Annotated in this window: 16 protein-coding genes; 5 read left to right on the top strand and 11 right to left on the bottom strand. The window is 60.8% G+C overall.

The features are described from left to right. Positions 1-34 precede the first annotated feature (34 nt). The 3 genes from ACZ47E_RS01610 to ACZ47E_RS01600 form a co-directional block, all read right to left on the bottom strand. Positions 35-961, bottom strand: coding sequence for a patatin-like phospholipase family protein (locus ACZ47E_RS01610; protein ID WP_153776679.1), 927 nt, complete (start codon positions 959-961; stop codon positions 35-37). Positions 962-1,049: 88 nt separating this feature from the next. Beyond that, positions 1,050-1,607 (bottom strand): 16S rRNA (guanine(966)-N(2))-methyltransferase RsmD, encoded by a 558-nt coding sequence (rsmD, locus tag ACZ47E_RS01605; RefSeq protein ID WP_004440217.1) that lies wholly within the window; start codon positions 1,605-1,607, stop codon positions 1,050-1,052. Further along, positions 1,588-3,531 (bottom strand): pseudouridine synthase, encoded by a 1,944-nt coding sequence (locus tag ACZ47E_RS01600; RefSeq protein ID WP_153776678.1) that lies wholly within the window; start codon positions 3,529-3,531, stop codon positions 1,588-1,590. The genes rsmD and ACZ47E_RS01600 overlap by 20 nt, the downstream gene beginning before the upstream one ends. A 71-nt stretch (positions 3,532-3,602) precedes the next feature. Here ACZ47E_RS01600 and ACZ47E_RS01595 point away from each other — a divergent pair, with 71 nt between their 5' ends. Beyond that, complete coding sequence (locus ACZ47E_RS01595; protein WP_004440213.1) at positions 3,603-4,061, top strand: nucleoside deaminase; 459 nt, start codon at positions 3,603-3,605, stop codon at positions 4,059-4,061. 50 nt (positions 4,062-4,111) lie between these two features. On the opposite strand, the gene ACZ47E_RS01590 is transcribed toward ACZ47E_RS01595, so the two are convergent. From ACZ47E_RS01590 to ACZ47E_RS01575, 4 genes are all read right to left on the bottom strand, one after another. Continuing rightward, positions 4,112-4,753, bottom strand: coding sequence for a hypothetical protein (locus ACZ47E_RS01590; RefSeq protein WP_004440212.1), 642 nt, complete (start codon positions 4,751-4,753; stop codon positions 4,112-4,114). Between the two features lie 142 nt (positions 4,754-4,895). Next, positions 4,896-7,799, bottom strand: a complete 2,904-nt coding sequence (ileS, locus tag ACZ47E_RS01585) for an isoleucine--tRNA ligase (protein ID WP_034496298.1) — start codon at positions 7,797-7,799, stop codon at positions 4,896-4,898. A 280-nt stretch (positions 7,800-8,079) separates the two neighbouring features. Then, entirely contained in the window at positions 8,080-9,060 is a 981-nt protein-coding gene (locus ACZ47E_RS01580; RefSeq protein ID WP_004440200.1) for a bifunctional riboflavin kinase/FAD synthetase, read from the bottom strand. A 57-nt stretch (positions 9,061-9,117) separates the two neighbouring features. Then, positions 9,118-9,966: a TIGR01459 family HAD-type hydrolase gene (locus ACZ47E_RS01575; RefSeq protein WP_004440197.1), complete on the bottom strand. Its 849-nt coding sequence runs from the start codon at positions 9,964-9,966 to the stop codon at positions 9,118-9,120. A 457-nt stretch (positions 9,967-10,423) separates the two neighbouring features. Here ACZ47E_RS01575 and groES point away from each other — a divergent pair, with 457 nt between their 5' ends. The 4 genes from groES (at position 10,424) to ACZ47E_RS01555 (ending at position 14,264) form a co-directional block, all read left to right on the top strand. Then, a complete protein-coding gene (gene groES / locus ACZ47E_RS01570; RefSeq protein WP_004440196.1) occupies positions 10,424-10,720 on the top strand; it encodes a co-chaperone GroES in 297 nt (98 codons plus the stop codon). Positions 10,721-10,793: 73 nt separating this feature from the next. After that, positions 10,794-12,428, top strand: coding sequence for a chaperonin GroEL (gene groL / locus ACZ47E_RS01565; RefSeq protein WP_004440194.1), 1,635 nt, complete (start codon positions 10,794-10,796; stop codon positions 12,426-12,428). A gap of 801 nt (positions 12,429-13,229) precedes the next feature. Further along, positions 13,230-13,670, top strand: a complete 441-nt coding sequence (locus tag ACZ47E_RS01560) for a hypothetical protein (protein ID WP_037090831.1) — start codon at positions 13,230-13,232, stop codon at positions 13,668-13,670. A 147-nt stretch (positions 13,671-13,817) separates the two neighbouring features. Then, positions 13,818-14,264 carry a DoxX family protein gene (locus tag ACZ47E_RS01555; RefSeq protein WP_004440191.1) on the top strand — a complete coding sequence of 149 codons (447 nt, stop codon included), beginning with the start codon at positions 13,818-13,820 and terminating at the stop codon, positions 14,262-14,264. A 62-nt stretch (positions 14,265-14,326) separates the two neighbouring features. Here the strand turns inward: ACZ47E_RS01555 and hisG are convergent, their stop codons facing one another. Genes hisG through hisS form a run of 4 tightly spaced genes read right to left on the bottom strand, consistent with a single transcriptional unit; the run spans position 14,327 to position 18,053 of the window. Continuing rightward, the gene (hisG, locus tag ACZ47E_RS01550; RefSeq protein WP_004440190.1) at positions 14,327-15,019 is read right to left on the bottom strand and encodes an ATP phosphoribosyltransferase; all 693 of its coding nucleotides are present in this window, start codon (positions 15,017-15,019) and stop codon (positions 14,327-14,329) included. After that, positions 15,016-16,140 carry an ATP phosphoribosyltransferase regulatory subunit gene (locus ACZ47E_RS01545; protein ID WP_004440189.1) on the bottom strand — a complete coding sequence of 375 codons (1,125 nt, stop codon included), beginning with the start codon at positions 16,138-16,140 and terminating at the stop codon, positions 15,016-15,018. Before ACZ47E_RS01545 ends, hisG begins: the two co-directional genes overlap by 4 nt. A 16-nt stretch (positions 16,141-16,156) precedes the next feature. After that, positions 16,157-16,525 carry a VOC family protein gene (locus ACZ47E_RS01540; RefSeq protein ID WP_006699502.1) on the bottom strand — a complete coding sequence of 123 codons (369 nt, stop codon included), beginning with the start codon at positions 16,523-16,525 and terminating at the stop codon, positions 16,157-16,159. 4 nt (positions 16,526-16,529) lie between these two features. Beyond that, on the bottom strand, positions 16,530-18,053 hold the full coding sequence (hisS, locus tag ACZ47E_RS01535; protein ID WP_004440187.1) for a histidine--tRNA ligase: 1,524 nt from the start codon (positions 18,051-18,053) through the stop codon (positions 16,530-16,532). Positions 18,054-18,192: the final 139 nt, after the last annotated feature.

The following is an 18,192-nucleotide window of genomic DNA, read 5'->3' as shown; positions in this document are numbered from 1 at the left end:
CGCTCGTTCCTAGCGAATACTCAGGGATTACTGCTTAAGCCTCCACGCCCTGCCCGCGATGAAACAGCTCTACCTGCAGTTCGATCTGCCGTTTCAGATCATCCTTGATGCTGGACGACGCGTTCAGCACCTCTTCCGACTTCAGGAAGTCCAGCACGCCGAAACGGTGAACCGGAGGGCGTAGGAAAATGTGTGGCGGGCGCAGTCTGAGCTTCAGGGCAATCGCCGCCTGCATCATCAGCTGGCTGGCGCCGAACAGGCTTTCCAATCGGCTGGGCATGGTGGTTCCATCCCCTTCCGGACCACCGACAACATCGACGCCAATGACGATATCGGCGTGATCCAGCAAATGTTCATAGGGGACCGGATTGAAGATACCGCCATCGATCATGATGCGGCCATCGATACGAACAGGCATGAACAGCGCCGGAATGGCGGCTGAAGCCGCCAGCGCCTGGATGATCTCGCCGCTCTCGACCACCACTTCGGTCTGGGCGTAATAATCCGTGGTTATCACTTTCAGCGGAATGGCGAGTTCGGAAAAATCCTTCGGCAGCGTCTGTGGCATCAAGGCGTGGAGAATGAGTTCGAGATTGAACTGGCCGAGACGAAAACCGTCCACCGCATGGCGCATCGATGCCGGGCCGAGGCTCCAGAGCCGGTTGGCGACCGAACCTTTGCGTCCCATAAGTTCCAGCGTGTATTCGCGGATTTCGCGGCCAGACATGCCGGCCGCCATGCCCGCGCCGATGATGGAGCCGATGGACGAACCGGAAATTGCCACGGGCCGGATGCCGAGTTCGTCGAAAGCCTCGATAACGTTGATATGGCAGATGCCGCGTGCGCCGCCGCCGCCGAGCGCCAGTCCGAATGTCGGCTCATGATTGCCCGCACCATCGCCTTCGAGAACTTCTTCTCCGGCGCGGACGATCGTGACGCTTTCGTTCCCAGCCTGATCCATGCGAAACACCCAAAACTGGTTACCACGGTGAAGGGGTCTGCCTATCCGGCAAACACGACAAGACCGTGGCGTGACGGGGCACTCCCCGTCAGGGCTCGTAGCGGTAGAAATGCATCTTCGTGTCGCCGAAGATACGGCTTTCAAGCAGCTTAAACGCCGGATCGACATTGACCGTCACATCGCCGCGCTCTTCCAGAATGGCAAGCGCGCCGGCGTTGAGCCAACCGCCACTATGGGCAGCCGCGAAAGCCTTTTCGCCATGGCCATAGCCATAAGGCGGATCGGCGAAAAGAAGATCGAACGGCTCGATATTGTTGACGCCGCCGAGCTTGGTGGCGTCACGCCGCAAGATGCGGGCGCGGCCATGCAGACCCAGCGCATCGATATTTTCCCAAAGCAGACCCCTGCCCTCGACGCCGTTTTCGACGAAGAGCGCCACACGACAGCCGCGCGAAAGCGCCTCCAGCCCGACCGCACCGGTTCCGGCGAAAACGTCCAGAACACGCGTGCCATCCAGACTTTCCGGATAGGCATGGCTCAGAATGTTGAAGAGGCTTTCCCGCGTCCTGTCGATGGTCGGACGAATGGAATTTGTTTTCGGCGCGGCCAAGCTCCGGCCGCGGAACTCACCGCCTACGATCCGCATTACGTGTCATTCCCCTGCCTCCAGAAGGTTTGCCACCCGGGCCCTTGCCGCCCGGCTTACTACCGCCGGGGCCCTTGCCGCCAGCGCCTTTTCCGGAAAACCCCGAACGTTCGCCACGCTCGCCCGATTTTCCGAAGGACGGCTTGCCAAAGCCGGGTTTGCCGCCCGGCTTGCCGCCGCGGGGCTTGTCACCCGCTGGCCGCTCGCCGCGGGCGCGATCACCGTCGTCACGGGGTCTGTCGCGGAACGGACGGTCACCGGCGGGTCTTTCCCCCCGGGCGGTGCGATCGCCGAAACTCTTTTCGCCACGTGGGCGGTCGCTGCGCGGACGGTCACCGTCTTCGCGCGGGCGGTCACGGAAGGGCCGGTCGCCGAAGGGTTTGTCGCCCCGGGCCGGACGGTCACCAAACGGCTTGGCACCACGCGGGCGGTCGCCATCTTCACGGGGACGGTCGCGGAACGGCCGATCGCCGAACGACTTGCCGCCGCGTCCGCCACGATCGCCAAAATTCTTCTCGCCACGTGCGGAGCGATCGCCACGGCCCTGCCCGCGGTCATCGTCGCGGGTGGGTTCGGAACGAATCCACTCACCGTCTTCATCGGCATGGCGCACGAGGCTGCGGCGGGCTTCGTCCTGCGCAGAAGGCTTCTTGAACAGGCTTTCCGCCTCAGCACGGGCCGAAGACTTGCGTTCCTTGCCGTCACGGGTCGGCTTCGCACCAGGCGCCATCCAGACATTGGCCGTGCGGCTTGTGCCGGCAGGCTGGCGGGGGCGGCGGTCGTCACCCTCATCCTCGGTGCGGCCCTTGGCGCCGAACTTGCCGGCAGGCTTGGAGCCGAACTTGCCGGCGGGCTTGTCGCCCCGCTTGGTGTCGAGGCGGCCAAGCGCCTTTTCACGGCGGTCCTCGGACTTGCCGCCTTTTTCGAAGCGTGGCTTGCCTTCCGGCGCATCGCTCTTTGCCCATTCGGCCTTCGCGGGCCGCTTCGGCGCGTTGTCTTCCTCGTCCTCAACGGGGGCATTGTAGATCGGCGCATCGAAATTGGCGCCCGCCTGTTCGATCAAGCGCGGGCCGAGCTGGTCGCGCAGCATTCGGCCACGCACTTCCAGCACCTTGCCTTCGGGCAGATCACCCAGCTGGAACGGACCGTAGGAAACACGGATCAGACGGTTGACCTCGAGGCCGAGCGCGCCGAGCACGTTCTTGATCTCGCGGTTCTTGCCTTCGCGCAGGCCCATGCTGATCCAGACGTTGTGGCCCTGGGTACGGTCAAGCGTGGCGTCGATCGCGCCGTAGAGCACGCCATCGACGGCGATGCCTTCCTTCAGCTTGTCGAGCGCCGCCTGATCCACCTCACCATGGGCGCGCACGCGGTAACGGCGCAGCCAGCCGGTGGTCGGCAATTCCAGAACGCGGGAAAGACCGCCATCATTGGTAAGCAGCAGCAAGCCTTCGGTATTGATATCGAGGCGGCCGATGGAGAGGACGCGCGGCAGGTCGCTCGGCAGATTGTCGAAAACGGTCGGGCGGCCTTCCGGGTCGGAATTGGTGGTCACCAGACCGGCGGGCTTGTGATAAAGCCACAGCCGCGTGCGCTCGGCGCCGCGAATCGGCATGCCATCCACTTCGATCTTGTCCGACAGCGTGGCGTTGACGACAGGCGTATCCAGCTTGACGCCGTTCAGCGACACGCGGCCCTCCATGATCATGCGCTCGACATCGCGGCGCGAAGCCACGCCGGCGCGCGCCATGATCTTGGAAATGCGCTCGGGCTTCGAGGCGCCAACGGTTTCCGGCACCGGGGCGGCCTTTGCCTCGGCAGGTTTCTTTTCGCGCTCGGCTGCAGGTTTGCCGGGGCCTTTCGGCTTCCTGTCTCGGCTAAATGTCTTGCCGCCGTCACGCTTCGGCTTGTCTTTAAAAGTCATTTGCTGTTTGCCTGTTGTTTGGGCTGTCCTATCAGGTCCAAGCACAAGGGTTAAGAGGAAATTGAAACGCAATGGCCGAAAGGACGCATTTCATGGAGCTGGCGCTTTGGGAAGCCCGTGCCGCCGGCGAGCGGCAGGAGGTTCCAATCGGCGCCGTACTGGTACTGGACGGTCGCGTCATCGCCCGTTCCGGCAACCGCACCCGTGAATTGAACGATGTGACGGCGCATGCTGAAATCGCCGTGATCCGTATGGCCTGCGAGGCGCTGGGACAGGAACGCCTGCCCGGTGCCGATCTCTATGTGACACTGGAGCCTTGCACCATGTGCGCGGCGGCAATTTCATTTGCCCGTATCCGTCGGCTCTATTATGGCGCGCAAGACCCGAAGGGCGGTGCAGTGGAGAGTGGCGTGCGGTTCTTCAGCCAGCCGACATGCCATCATGCGCCGGATGTTTATTCGGGACTGGCGGAGAGTGAAAGTGCTGACATCCTGCGGCAATTTTTCCGCGGGAAACGTCTCGACGACTGAGCGACTCGCGGGAGGCGTAAGCCTTCCCGCCAGCCATCAACCATTCGCCATTACTGGAAGGGGTTCCACCAGCTCTTGCCGGTGCCGGCCATTGCCGCTTCTTTCTTGCGGCGCTTTTCCTTTTTCTGCTCCGGCTCGCCGAGATCGGTCAGCTGATCCTGCGGAACGCTGCGATATTCGGCCGGCGGATCGGTGAGGAACTTGCGCTGGGCGTTGACCACAGAGCCGCCCTGTGCTTCGGCCTTGGCCTTGCGGAAGGCTTCCCACTTCTGGCTTTCGGTCATCTGACCGGCGGTGCCGTTGCCGGCGAGCAGCGGCGAACGATAATGCGGGTTGTTCTTGTTGGCATCCGCCTCATCGCGCAGGCGTTCGCGGGTTTCTTCCGGCGATTCGACCCATTGCGGGTTGTTTTCGCGGCTCGCCATGTTCTGCTGCGGCTGAGCCAGCTGCTCGGCACGGGCCTGGGCGGGAACGACGAGGCCCGGGCGAGGACCATATTTCAGGTTGCGCTTGGTCTGGTCGCCGGTGATCGAGGTTGCGTTGCCGAGATCGTCGACAAGCTGTTCGGCTGCCGTCTTGCCCGTACCGTAGGTCGGGCTCGTGCACGCGCCGAGCAGCACGCCTATCGTCGTGACGCCAACCACCGTGCGAAACATGCCCAAACCCTGCGCATTACCCTGCATCGTCTTCATTGAAACCCTTCCAGCCGTCCGTCCCACTTCGCCAGACATCGTCTTTCGGCAGGCGGCAGCCCGCATTGCCCTGTAAATCCGGCCATTTTCAGGCAGGTGTACCGGATGAAGAGGCAAAGCGCAATTCATCCGGCCATTTTCATTATGCCAGGGCCGCAAGCTCGCGCAGGGCGGCCGCATCGCGCGCCGAGACATCGGGATAATCCGGATCGGAGCCGACATCGGTGGTGATGCGCCACGAACGCGCGCATTTTTCACCTTCCGCGAGCTTCTGCTCGACCACGACCTTCGGAACTTCCGGCAGGCGGAAACCGTCGGCAGGGCCTTCGTCACCCACAACCGTGATGGCCGAGGTGATGCAGATTTCGGCGAAGTCCTGATCCTTCAGCGCGGCCAGAAGATCGGCGTCGGCGATGTGGACGACCGGAGCCGCTTCCAGCGAAGAACCGATGCGCTTTTCACGGCGCTCGACTTCAAGCGCGCCCGTCACGACGGTGCGGACCTTGCGGATTTTTTCCCACTTCGCTTCCAGCGCATCATTCTTCCAGTTTGCCGGGATTTCCGGGAACTGGGCGAGATGCACAGACTCCGCATCCGGGTAGCGCGACAGCCACGCTTCTTCCGTGGTGAAGGGCAGCATGGGGGCAAGCCACGTCACCAGGCAATCGAACAACTTGGCGATGACCGACAGGGCCGCGCGGCGCTTCAGCGACGACGGCGCGTCGCAATACAGCGTGTCCTTGCGGACGTCGAAATAGAAGGCCGAAAGCTCGACATTGGCAAAGTCGATCAGCGCACGGGTGATCTTCTTGAACTCGAAGCCGTCATAACCTTCGCGAACAACGCCATCCAGTTCGGACAGGCGATGCAGCACCAGCTTTTCCAGCTCCGGCAGATCGTCATAGGCGATCTCCTCACCCTTGTAATGGGCGAGCGTACCGAGCATCCAGCGGATGGTGTTGCGCAGCTTGCGATAGGCATCGACATTGGTCTGGATGATGGCCTTGCCGAGGCGCTGGTCTTCCCAGTAATCCGTCGTCATCACCCACAGGCGCAGGATATCGGCACCCGACTGGCTCATGACTTCCTGCGGAGCAACCACGTTGCCGAGCGACTTCGACTGTTTGCGCCCCTGCTCGTCCATGGTGAAACCGTGGGTCACAACGGCATTGTAAGGCGCACGGCCGCGCGTCGCGCAGCTTTCGAGCAGCGACGAATGGAACCAGCCGCGATGCTGGTCGGAGCCTTCGAGATAGACATCCGCCGGCCACTTCAAGTCCGGGCGGTCTTCCAGCGTGAAGGTGTGAGTGCAGCCGCTGTCGAACCAGACGTCGAGGATGTCCATGACCTGCTGCCACTTGGCATGGTCGTGGTCATTGCCGAGGAAGCGTTCCTTGGCGCCTTCGGCGAACCAGGCGTCCGCGCCTTCGGCCTCGAAAGCCTCGAGGATGCGGGCGTTGACGGCTTCGTCGATCAGAACTTCACCTTTCTCGTCGGCGAAGACGGCGATCGGCACGCCCCAGCTGCGCTGGCGCGACAGAACCCAGTCCGGGCGGCCTTCGATCATGGCGCGCAGGCGGTTCTGGCCGGAAGCCGGCACGAAGCGGGTCTGGTCGATGGCGGAAAGCGAACGCGAGCGCAGCGTCGTTCCGTCGCCCAGTTCCTTGTCCATATAGACGAACCATTGCGGCGTGTTGCGGAAGATGACAGGCTTCTTGGAGCGCCAGCTATGCGGATAGCTGTGCTTCAGACGGCCGCGGGCGAACAGGTTGTTTTCCGCGATCAGCGCCTTGATGACGCGGTCATTGGCGTCACCCTTCTTGCCGTTATCGTCCATGACACGGGCGGCACCGCCTTCGGCCGACGGGCCGAAACCGGGGGCGTCTTCGGTGTAGAAACCGTCATCGCCGACCGTGAACGGGATCTTGGAGGAGATGCCGCGCGCTTCCAGATCGCGCGCCTGCGCCATCCACGCGTCAAAGTCCTCGCGGCCATGGCCGGGGGCTGTGTGCACGAAGCCGGTACCTGCATCGTCGGTGACGTGATCGCCATCGAGAACCGGAACAGGGAAGGTGTAACCCAGCGATGCCAGCGGGTGGGCGCAGGTAACAGCGGCGAGCTCCTCCGCCTTCACATCGCGCAGGCGTGTGAATTCGAGCTTCGCCTTGGCAAAGCATTCGGCTGCCAGCTTGTCTGCGAAGACGAGCTTTTCGCCCGGCTGCGGCCCGAAATCATTGGCCGCCGCCGTGACCTCATAAAGGCCATAGGCGATGCGCGACGAAAACGAGATGGCACGGTTGCCGGGGATCGTCCAAGGCGTGGTCGTCCAGATGACGATGGAAGCGCCATCAAGCTCCGCAGAGCCTTCAACGACCGGGAACTTCACCCAGATCGTGTCGCTCTCGACGTCATGATATTCGACTTCCGCTTCCGCCAGCGCCGTGCGCTCCACGACCGACCACATGATCGGCTTGGAACCGCGGTAGAGCTGGCCGCTCTTGGCGATCTTCAAAAGTTCGCCGGCGATGCGGGCTTCCGCGTGGAAATTCATCGTCGTGTAGGGGTTTTCGAAGTCACCCTCGATGCCGAGGCGCTTGAACTCCTCCGACTGGACCTTGATCCAGCCGGCCGCGAACTCACGGCACTCCTTGCGGAATTCGTTGACCGGAACCTCGTCCTTGTTCTTGCCCTTGGCGCGGTAGGCTTCCTCGATCTTCCATTCGATCGGCAGGCCGTGGCAATCCCAGCCGGGCACGTAATTGGCGTCGTAACCGCGCATCTGAAACGAGCGGGTGATGACGTCTTTCAGGATCTTGTTCAGCGCATGGCCGATATGGATATTGCCGTTGGCATAGGGCGGGCCGTCATGCAGCACGAATTTCTCGCGGCCGGCGGCCGAGGCGCGCAGCTTCTTGTAGAGACCCATTTCCTGCCAGCGCTTCACCGTTTCCGGTTCTTTCTGCGGCAGGCCGGCGCGCATCGGAAAATCCGTCTGCGGAAGATAGAGGGTGGTGGAGTAGTCCAGTTTTTCTGCGGTGTCGCTCATGATCATACCGTTGTTGCGCGCCGTGCGGGCCGCGCCATATCAATTGCAAAGAGGGCAAATTCGGAAAGCGCCACGTCCGTCTGTCACAGAAGCGCCAAAATCCCGGACCTTCCGGCTCTCTCAGAGCGGGCGGAAGGCCGGGCCAATAATTCGGCCAATCTGAACTGCAAATTTCAACCGGTATTGGGACATGGCCGGTTGTTTATGCGGTTTTCCGGTAAAAAGGAAGAGAAAAGCGACGGCAAGGGGCGGGCGAATAAGGACATGCCCCACAGCCTGCTCAAAACGCGATCTTCGCATCCACTTCGCTCAGCGGCTGCACACCCGACAGCATCGCCCTCGCCTCTTCTTCATCCCGCTTGATCTGCGCCACGAGCGGATCGAGACCATCGAATTTCAACTCATCGCGCAGATGCCCGAAGAAAGAGACCGAACAGACCTCGCCATAAAGATCACCGGAGAAATCGAAGACGAATGTCTCGAGCAGCGCTGCGCCGTTGTCCGTGACGGTCGGGCGATAGCCGAAGCTCGCCACGCCGTCGCGGATCGAGCCATCGGGTCGGCGGAAGCGGACGGCATATATGCCGGCCTTCAGTTCCGTTTCCGGCGCCAGCGCCATGTTGGCGGTGGGGTAACCCAGCGTGCGGCCAAGCTTCTGGCCGCCGATGACTTCGCTTTCCACCGTGAAACGGTAACCAAGCAGCCCTGCGGCGCCCGCCACATCACCCTCGCACAGAAGCGAGCGTATCCGGCTGGAAGAGACGACATCCGCGCCCTCGTCGCGGAAAGCGTCCACTAGCGTCACATCGAAGCCATGGCGTTTTCCGGCTTCCATCAGGAATGCCGGCCCACCTTCCCGGCCCTTGCCGAAATGGAAATCGAAACCGGTGACGACGGCGCTCGCATGCAGCCAGTCAATCAGGATGGACTGGACGAACTCTTCCGCCGAGCGCTGCGAAAACTCGCGGTCAAACGGATATTCGATGACCGAGCGGAAACCGATCGCCTCAAGAATGCGCGCCTTCAATGGCGCAGGCGTGAGGCGAAAGACCGGAGTATCGGGCCTGAACACGGAACGGGGATGCGGCTCGAAGGTCAGCACCAGCGCGGGGACGCCGCGGGCTTCCGCCAGTTCCAGCGCGCGATCCAGCACGGCCCGGTGGCCGCGATGCACGCCATCGAAATTGCCTATGGCGACGACGCCGCCACGAAGAGCTTCGGGCAGCGGCTCTTTTTTTTCATTGCGGTGAAAGACGGTCATGACAGTCGATCCATTCCAGCGCCAGCTATTCCCGAGGCGAGACGTAGAAATGCGTCCTCAGGCAAGTCGGGGCATCCACCAGCCGGGTGAAGCGCCCTGCCCCTTGAGATAGGCATTGAGAAGCGCCTCGTCCGTCTGGCCGTTCAGCGTATATTCGGCGACGTGAATGCCGCCGCTGATATAAAGAAGGTTGAGACCGCTCGCAATCGCGCCCTTCACATCCGTCGGCATGCCGTCACCGATGGCGAGAACGCGATCCTTGGCGAAGGCGCCGCGCACTTCCTTGGCCGCTGCAAGGCAGGCCTCATAGATCGGCGCATGCGGCTTTCCGGCGATGCGAACCTCGCCGCCAAGCTGTTCGTAATAGGCGGCCATGGCGCCGGCGCAGGGAATGATGCGCTCGCCGCGCTCCACCACCAGATCCGGGTTGGCGCAGATCATCGGCACGTTGCGGGCAATAAAGCCCTTAAGCATTTCGGTATAGTCCTCCGGCGTCTCCGTCTCGTCGTCGAAGAAGCCGGTGCAGACCACGGAGTCCGCGTCGGCCTCGCCAACCACCTCGACATCGAGACCCTCCAACAGCGGCATATCCCGCTGCGGTCCCAGCAGGAAGACTTTTCTGGGGCCTTCCGCGATCAGGCCACGCGTTACATCGCCCGAGGTGACGATGCGGTCATAGGCCTCGTCGGGCACGCCGAGCACACGCAGCTGGGCGATGACGCCGGGCGCGGGACGCGGTGAATTGGTGATGAGAACCACGGTCTTGCCGGCCTCGCGCGCGCTTCTCAGGGCAATGGCCGCGTCCGGAAAGGCGCTGACGCCATTGTGCAGCACGCCCCAGACATCCGACAGGATAACGTCGAACCCATCAGTGATTTCGCCGAGAGTTTGAATGCGGTGGGCCATGAGATGCTTTCCGGATGCGAGAAGAGTGTGTGCGTCACATCGCAAAGCGGGACGCCGATGGCAAGGAAAAAAGCGCCGCCGGTCCGGGCTTCGGACTGAACGGAATGGCTCGTCACACTCGACATCATCCTCAGGCTTGTACCGCGCGTCCAAACCCGTCACGAAAATCAATGCGTTGTCAGATCATATTCCCGGGACAAGCCTGAGGAAGACAGCGGCGCGCTTTTCGAGCCTTCCAGCCTCCCGATGTGAAGCTTCATAGCATCGCGCAGACATAGAAATTCCTGTCATGGAACGCTGGTAACCATAAGCCATGAAATTTTTCAGACAGGGCGTTCTTGACTCCGGAAGAAGCCCTCCTTATCTCGGTTTCGCTGGCACTCGATAAACGAGAGTGCTAACACCCATCAGGCGAGTTCCAAAAGCTCGCGCAGTCATTTGATCGAGGGATTAGACAATGACAAGCACCAATTTCCGCCCGCTTCACGATCGCGTCGTTGTTCGTCGCGTTGAGTCCGAAGAAAAGACCAAGGGCGGCATCATCATTCCCGACACCGCCAAGGAAAAGCCGCAGGAAGGCGAAATCGTCGCCGTCGGTTCCGGCGCACGTGACGAAGCCGGCAAGGTCGTCGCTCTCGACGTCAAGGTTGGCGATCGCGTTCTGTTCGGCAAGTGGTCGGGCACCGAAGTCAAGCTCAACGGCGAAGACCTTCTGATCATGAAGGAAGCCGACATCATGGGCATCATCGGCTGATTTCGGCCACCCCATCCTTCCTTAAATTTCAAGCCGGACCCGGTCCGGCCATTCGAAACCAGGAGTTTTGAAAATGGCAGCCAAAGAAGTAAAATTCGGCCGCACAGCACGCGAAAAGATGCTCAAGGGTGTCGACGTTCTTGCTGATGCAGTGAAGGTAACCCTCGGCCCGAAGGGTCGTAACGTCGTTATCGACAAGTCCTTCGGCGCTCCGCGCATCACCAAGGACGGCGTTTCGGTCGCCAAGGAAATCGAACTGGAAGACAAGTTCGAGAACATGGGCGCACAGCTCGTTCGCGAAGTTGCCTCCAAGACCAACGACATCGCCGGTGACGGCACCACCACCGCGACCGTTCTGGCCCAGGCCATCGTTCGCGAAGGTTCCAAGGCAGTCGCTGCCGGCATGAACCCGATGGACCTGAAGCGCGGTATCGATCTGGCCGTTGCTGAAGTCGTCAAGGACCTTCAGGCCAAGGCCAAGAAGATCAACACCTCTGAAGAAGTTGCGCAGGTCGGCACGATCTCCGCAAACGGCGAACGTCAGATCGGTCTCGACATTGCTGAAGCAATGCAGAAGGTCGGCAACGAAGGCGTCATCACCGTTGAAGAAGCCAAGACCGCTGAAACCGAACTCGAAGTCGTCGAAGGCATGCAGTTCGACCGCGGCTACCTGTCGCCCTACTTCGTGACCAACCCGGAAAAGATGGTGGCTGACCTCGAAGACGCCTACATCCTCCTGCACGAAAAGAAGCTCTCGAACCTCCAGGCCATGCTGCCGGTTCTCGAAGCTGTCGTTCAGACCGGCAAGCCGCTCGTCATCATCGCTGAAGACGTCGAAGGCGAAGCTCTTGCAACGCTCGTCGTCAACAAGCTGCGTGGCGGCCTCAAGATCGCTGCCGTCAAGGCTCCTGGCTTCGGCGACCGCCGCAAGGCCATGCTGGAAGACATCGCCATCCTGACCGGCGGCACCGTCATTTCCGAAGACCTCGGCATCAAGCTCGAAAACGTTACGCTCGACATGCTCGGCAAGTCGAAGAAGGTTTCGATCTCCAAGGAAAACACCACGATCGTTGACGGCGCCGGCCAGAAGTCCGACATCGAAGGTCGTGTTGCCCAGATCAAGGCCCAGATCGAAGAAACCACCTCCGACTACGACCGCGAAAAGCTGCAGGAACGCCTTGCCAAGCTCGCTGGCGGCGTTGCCGTTATCCGCGTTGGCGGTTCGACGGAAGTCGAAGTGAAGGAAAAGAAGGACCGCATCGACGACGCTCTCAACGCGACGCGCGCTGCTGTTCAGGAAGGCATCGTGCCTGGTGGTGGCGTGGCTCTGCTGCGTTCGTCCACGAAGATCGCCGTCAAGGGCGAAAACGACGACCAGGAAGCTGGTATCAACATCATCCGCCGCGCCCTGCAGGCTCTGGTTCGCCAGATTGCAGACAACGCTGGTGACGAAGCTTCGATCGTTGTTGGCAAGATCCTCGAGAAGAACGAAGACAACTACGGCTACAACGCCCAGACCGGCGAATATGGCGACCTGATCCAGCTCGGCATCGTCGACCCGGTCAAGGTTGTCCGCACGGCTCTGCAGAACGCAGCTTCGGTTGCTTCGCTGCTGATCACCACCGAAGCCATGATCGCCGAGCTTCCGAAGAAGGACGCTCCGATGCCGGCAATGCCGGGCGGCGGCATGGGCGGCATGGACTTCTAATCAGTTCTGTCAGCGGAATAATGAAAGGGCGGTCTTCGGATCGCCCTTTTTCGTTGGCCGCCCATGCCCCTTGAGTGGTCCGGCGTCGCCAACGCGCCGGACGGGCGGCATGGACTTCTAACCAGTTCTGCCATCGGAATAATAAATGGGCGGTCTTCGGATCGCCCTTTTTCTTTGGCCGCCCATGCCCCTTGAGTGGTCCGGCGTCGCCAGCGCGCCGGACGGGGCGGCATGGACTTCTAATCAGTCCTGTCATCGGGATAATGAACGGCACTTGTCGGATCGGCCTTATCCCCTGACCGAAGAGAAAGGACCGCAGTCTGTGAACCTCGACGCCAGACTGAGCAGAAAGTCGACACTTCCCAGAGAGATGCCTCGTAAAATCAACCGGTTGCACAATTTCGAAGGCCCACGCGGAAGGGCTCAAATATTGTCCCGTTTTGGAACAGCGCCGCATTTATCCCGCCGTTTTTTTGCGGCTCATGGAATATTGCGGTGGCGCTGCTGCGAATCATCATCACCACGGGACCCGATATCGGCGCCAAGTGACCTGTAAGTACGCTATTTAGTTGTGGCTTTTCACAAGTCTCGCGGTTTTGAAGAAGAAATACATGTTATTTTTATATTTCTCACTGACTGGTTGTTGTAGGTAGAAGAAAATAAACTATAAGCAGCCCCCGTAAGGGTGCCGCGACGGGACGCAAGCATTGAAGGGGTTTCGATGCCTGGCAGATACGTCCGACTGCGGATGGCGGTGGAAGTTCGACCCGGCGATAACGCTTCAAAAGCGGCGCCGGCGCGATGTTCATACGGGGGCGCGAATTGTTCGAAATATCAAGACGCAACGATGCTTTGCCCGCGGCGGCTCCCACCACACCGGATCCACGGACTTTGGCGCGTTTCTTCATTTCGGAAGAATGGAGCAGTGAGCTTTCGAGCGGTGTCATCCGGCTCGGCGAACAAGCATCTTTCATGCATGGGGTGCCGCCGGGTGAATGCGGCCTGCTCAGCCTCGTCCGCTGTTACGACCGCGCTGACCACGCCCGGGTGCTGGAACTATTCGAACAGGCTTCTTCCGCCCCCTCGCGTTTCTGCTTTTCAACCGGCATCTCGATGTTGCCGGCCCTGCGGCAACCGGTCATCTGCATGGGTGAATCCTTCAATTTTGAAGATGGCCAGCCCGGTCGTATCACGGGACTGTTCCTGTTTCCCCGTTTCGAAGACATGCGCTTCGCCGCCTGATATCCTGTTTCCGGTTTCACCATCGTTCACAAAATAAAGACAATTCGTCTTCTGTTGTTCATCTTTATGGGCGAATGATTTTCAGTCATTGATATCTCCAGACATTGCCCCAACCGGCGAAACGCCGATCATTTACCGGAGATTTCCATGTCCAGCAGCCAGAACGTTCTCGTTCTTATTGCCCGCATTCTGCTTTCCTTCATCTTTATCTATGCCGGCTTCGGCAAGCTGACCGATCCGGCCGGTACGGCCGGCATGATCGCCGGTGCCGGCATGCCTGCCGCAACCGCGCTTGCATATCTCGCAGGCCTCTTCGAACTCGTGACCGGCCTTGCCATTCTCGTCGGTTTCCAGACGAAAATCGCCGCCTGGGCGCTTGCCGTCTTCTGCGTCTTCACCGGCCTCGTTTTCCACAGCGGCACCGTTGCCGTTCCCGGCTGGCCTGACCCGGCGCTTGGCTGGATCAATGCGCTGAACGGCATCATGCTGATGAAAAACATCACCCTGGCCGGCGCTTACATCCTGCTCGCCGCCTTCGGTCCCGGCGCTTATTCCGTCGATGCAAAGCGCGGCGTCGCTCTGGCTCACGCTTAATTCAGGCGTCCCGCCAACGAAAAAGCCGCTGGAGCGATCCAGCGGCTTTTGTGTTTTGATGCTCAGACCGCCGCCCTGATGCGCGACGCGATCTCCTCAATCCTTCCATCGCCGTCATGTTCCGGTTTGCGGGCGCGGACAAAGCAGGCTTCCGAACGCACGATGATACCGTCGGAGAGAATTTTCAGATGGTTGGCTTTCAGCGTCGAACCCGTGGAGGTGATATCAACGATGATATCCGCCTGCCCCGCCGCCGGCGCGCCTTCGGTGGCACCGAGGCTTTCGACGATGCGGTAAAGCTGGATGCCGTGCTGGCGTGAAAAGAACTGCTGCGTCAGCCGCCAGTATTTGGTGGCGATGGCGAGCCTTCGACCATGGCGGGCGCGGAACTCCGAAGCGACATCACCCAGATCTGCCATGCTGTCCACATCCAGCCAGATTTCCGGCACGGCGACCACGACGTCGGCATGCCCAAAACCGAGACGGGCGCAGAATTCCACCTGCGCATCGGCATTGGTCAGCCCTTCACGCACAAGGTCCTCCCCGGTCACGCCGAAATCCACCGTGCCGGCGCCGATCTCGCGGGCGATTTCTGACGCCGACAGATAGGCGATCTCGATATCGTCGCGCCCTTCGACGCGGCCGCGATAGGAACGATCATTGCCGACGGCAGCGACTTTCAGCCCGGCGCGTTCCAGAACGGCGGAGGAGTCTTCCTTCATCCGGCCCTTGGAGGGCAATGCGATGGTGATCATGGCTTACTCCCGCGCACCGTTTCGATGCGATCCAGCCAGAGCGAGAAGCCCACGGCCGGTATTTTTTCCTGTGCGCCGAGCAGCGTCAGCAGCCGGTCGAAACGGCCGCCACCGGCGAGAACACTATCTCCACCCGCTTCCACCACCTCGAAAACAAGGCCGGTATAATAGTCGAGCGGACGACCGAACGCCGCGCCATAGGTGACGGTTTCGAGGTCAACGCCCGCGTTAGAAAGAGCTGCGACACGTTTGTCGAAAGCGGAAAGCGCTCCGTCCAGTTTCAGCTTCGCCTTCGCAGCAAAATCGGCCAGAACCTGCGAGGCCTGCGGCAGAGGCGCCTTCAAAGCGAGGAACTGCTTCAGCAGCGCAAAACTGTCATCCGGTAGACGTGTGGCCGCAAGGGCCAGTTTTTCCCTCAGGCGGCGGGCGATTTCCTGTGGTGAACGGCTTGCATTGGTGGAGTAGCCGGTTTCCTGCATCACCGTATCGAGATAATCGACCAGCACCGCCTCATCCCCGGTCGCCAATAGCCCGGCAACGCGGGCGTCCAGCCCGGTCATCGGCTTGGGATGCATGAGGCTTTCCAGCAGCGCGTCAAGCTGCGCCATGTCACCGAAGGCCTGTACCAGCCGCTTCTGCCAGCCGAGCGGCAGACCAAGGGCGGCAACAACCGCCTCGAACACCTGTTGATCGCCCAGGGTGACGGCAAGCGCCCGGCCCGGCAGCAGACGCTGCAGAATCCCGGTGGCATCGATGACGGCACGCGCATCGGCGGCAGCAATATCGGTATCGCCGAGATCCTCGATGCCGGCCTGATAAAATTCGTTCGCACCTTCGCGGCGCTGGCGGAAGACTTCACCGAGATAGGAATAACGTTTGGGTGTGCCGGTCGCCGTCTCGATATGGCGCAGGCAGACGGGAATGGTGAATTCGGGCCGCAGGCACAGGCTCTCACCCGTCTCGCTTTCCGTCATGAAGATACGGCGGCGCAAATCCTCGCCAGCCATATCCAGAAACGGTTCCGCAGGCTGGATGACGGGCGTGTTCACGCGACTCGTGCGGCGCGCGGCGAATTCTTCCAGTAGCTCTCCGGAAAACTCCGGCATGTCGATCAGGGGCATGGAACGGTACTTTTCGTCACGGTTCGAGCGGCTGCATCATTTCGATGCGGTTTCCGAAGGGATCATGGACATAAAACCGGTGATATCCCTCAAGCGGTTCATCCTCAACCACATGGCAGCCCGCTGTTTCAAGTGTTTTTCGCAAGTCTGCCAAGTCATCGACCAGAAACGCCGGATGGGCTTTTTTCGCCGGTCGGAAATCCTGCTCGATGCCCAGGTGCAGTTTTATCGAACCCCGGCTGAACCAACAGCCGCCGCGGGCAACCAGATTGGCCGGTTTTGCCTGTTCCGCAAAGCCGAGCAGGCTCCCGTAAAAAGCCCGCGCCTCTTTTTCACGGCCAGCCGGCATCGCCAGTTGAACATGGTCGAGCGCAAAGATCCCCATGGCTTCAGCGCCCTTCGGCGGCGCGGCGAACGTCCTCTGCCTGATGCTCCAGAATCTCGCGGACCTTTGCCACCAGCTCGGCCTCCGGCACGCTGACCTGGGCCACACGCGCCTCGCGCCAGCTGGCATTGTCCTCGATCTCGCCGGAGAGGCGCTTGCCTTCGATCAGATCCTTGATCTGCACCACGCCTTCGGCGCGCTCGTCACCGCCCTGAATGATGGCAATGGGGGAACCGAGGCGGTCGGCGTATTTCAGCTGGTTGCCGAATTTCTTCCAGTTGCCCTGATACATTTCAGCGCGGATGCCTTCGGCCCGCAGCGCCTGGGTGAAGCGCTGATAACGGCTCATACTCTCCACATCACCATCCATGACGGTGATGAGAACAGGCGCGAGCGGCTTCACCTGACCGAGCTTTCCGAGGTTCTTCAGCGCCGTCATCAGACGCGAAACGCCGATGGAGAAGCCCGTGGCGGGAACCGGCTGGCCCATGAAGCGGGAGACGAGGCCGTCATAACGGCCGCCGCCGCCGACGGAGCCGAACACGACCTTTTCGCCCTTTTCGTTGGTGACGTCGAAGGTGAGCTCGGCCTCATAGACCGGGCCTGTATAATATTCGAGGCCGCGAACGACCGAGGGGTCGATCTTGATGCGATCCGCATCGTAACCGGCACTGGAGACCAGAGCGCCGATGATGTTTAGTTCATCAACGCCCTCCTCGCCTTTCGAGGTGCCCGCGACCAGTTTCGCCAGATCATCGGCGCTCGCCGCATAATCCTTGATGCCGACGAAAAACAGGACCTTTTCGATCTGCTCGTCACCGAGACCGGCACCCTTAGTAAAGTCACCGGACTCGTCCTTGCGGCCGGGGCCGAGCAGCAGCTTCACACCCTCAGGGCCGAACTTGTCGAGCTTATCAATAGCGCGCAGCACGTTCAAACGACGACCGGCATTTTCCTCGCCACCGAGACCGATGGCTTCCATGACGCCATCGAGCACCTTGCGGTTGTTGACTCGGATAACGTAATCTCCGCGCTTGATGCCGAGTGCTTCCAGCGTATCCGCCATCATCATGCACATTTCGGCATCCGCCTGCACGCCGGCAGCACCCACCGTATCGGCATCGAACTGCATGAACTGCCGGAAACGGCCGGGGCCGGGCTTTTCATTGCGGAAGACATAACCGGCGCGATAGGTGCGGTATGGCAGCTGGATTTCGTTGAAGTTTTCAGCCACATGGCGTGCGAGCGGCGCCGTCAGATCGTAGCGCAGGCTCATCCACTGGTCGTCGTCATCCTGCAACGAAAACACGCCCTCGTTCGGACGATCGCTGTCCGGCAGGAACTTGCCGAGCGCATCGGTATATTCGAACTGCGGCGTTTCGATCGGGTCGAAACCGTAAAGCTCATAAACCCTGCGGATCTTGTCGATCATCTCGTTGGTGGCATGGATATCGGCAGCCGAGCGGTCCACGAAGCCGCGCGGCAGGCGGGCTTTCAGTTTCTGAGGCTTTTTTGCTTTTTCGCTCATGATGCCGATCCGATATTTTCCTGAAATTATGCCGGTGTTGAAGCGCGCCGCGCTTTAAATTCTGTTTTTACGCATGTCTTTATCCCAAAACCGCTGCGCACTTTTGGGAGACATGCTTTAGAGGATGAAGCCCTGTGCG

This window comes from Agrobacterium sp. 5Ca39 (genome assembly GCF_055382365.1).
The sequence above is the reverse complement of the archived record's forward strand: the minus strand, read 5'-3'. Positions and strand labels throughout refer to the sequence as shown.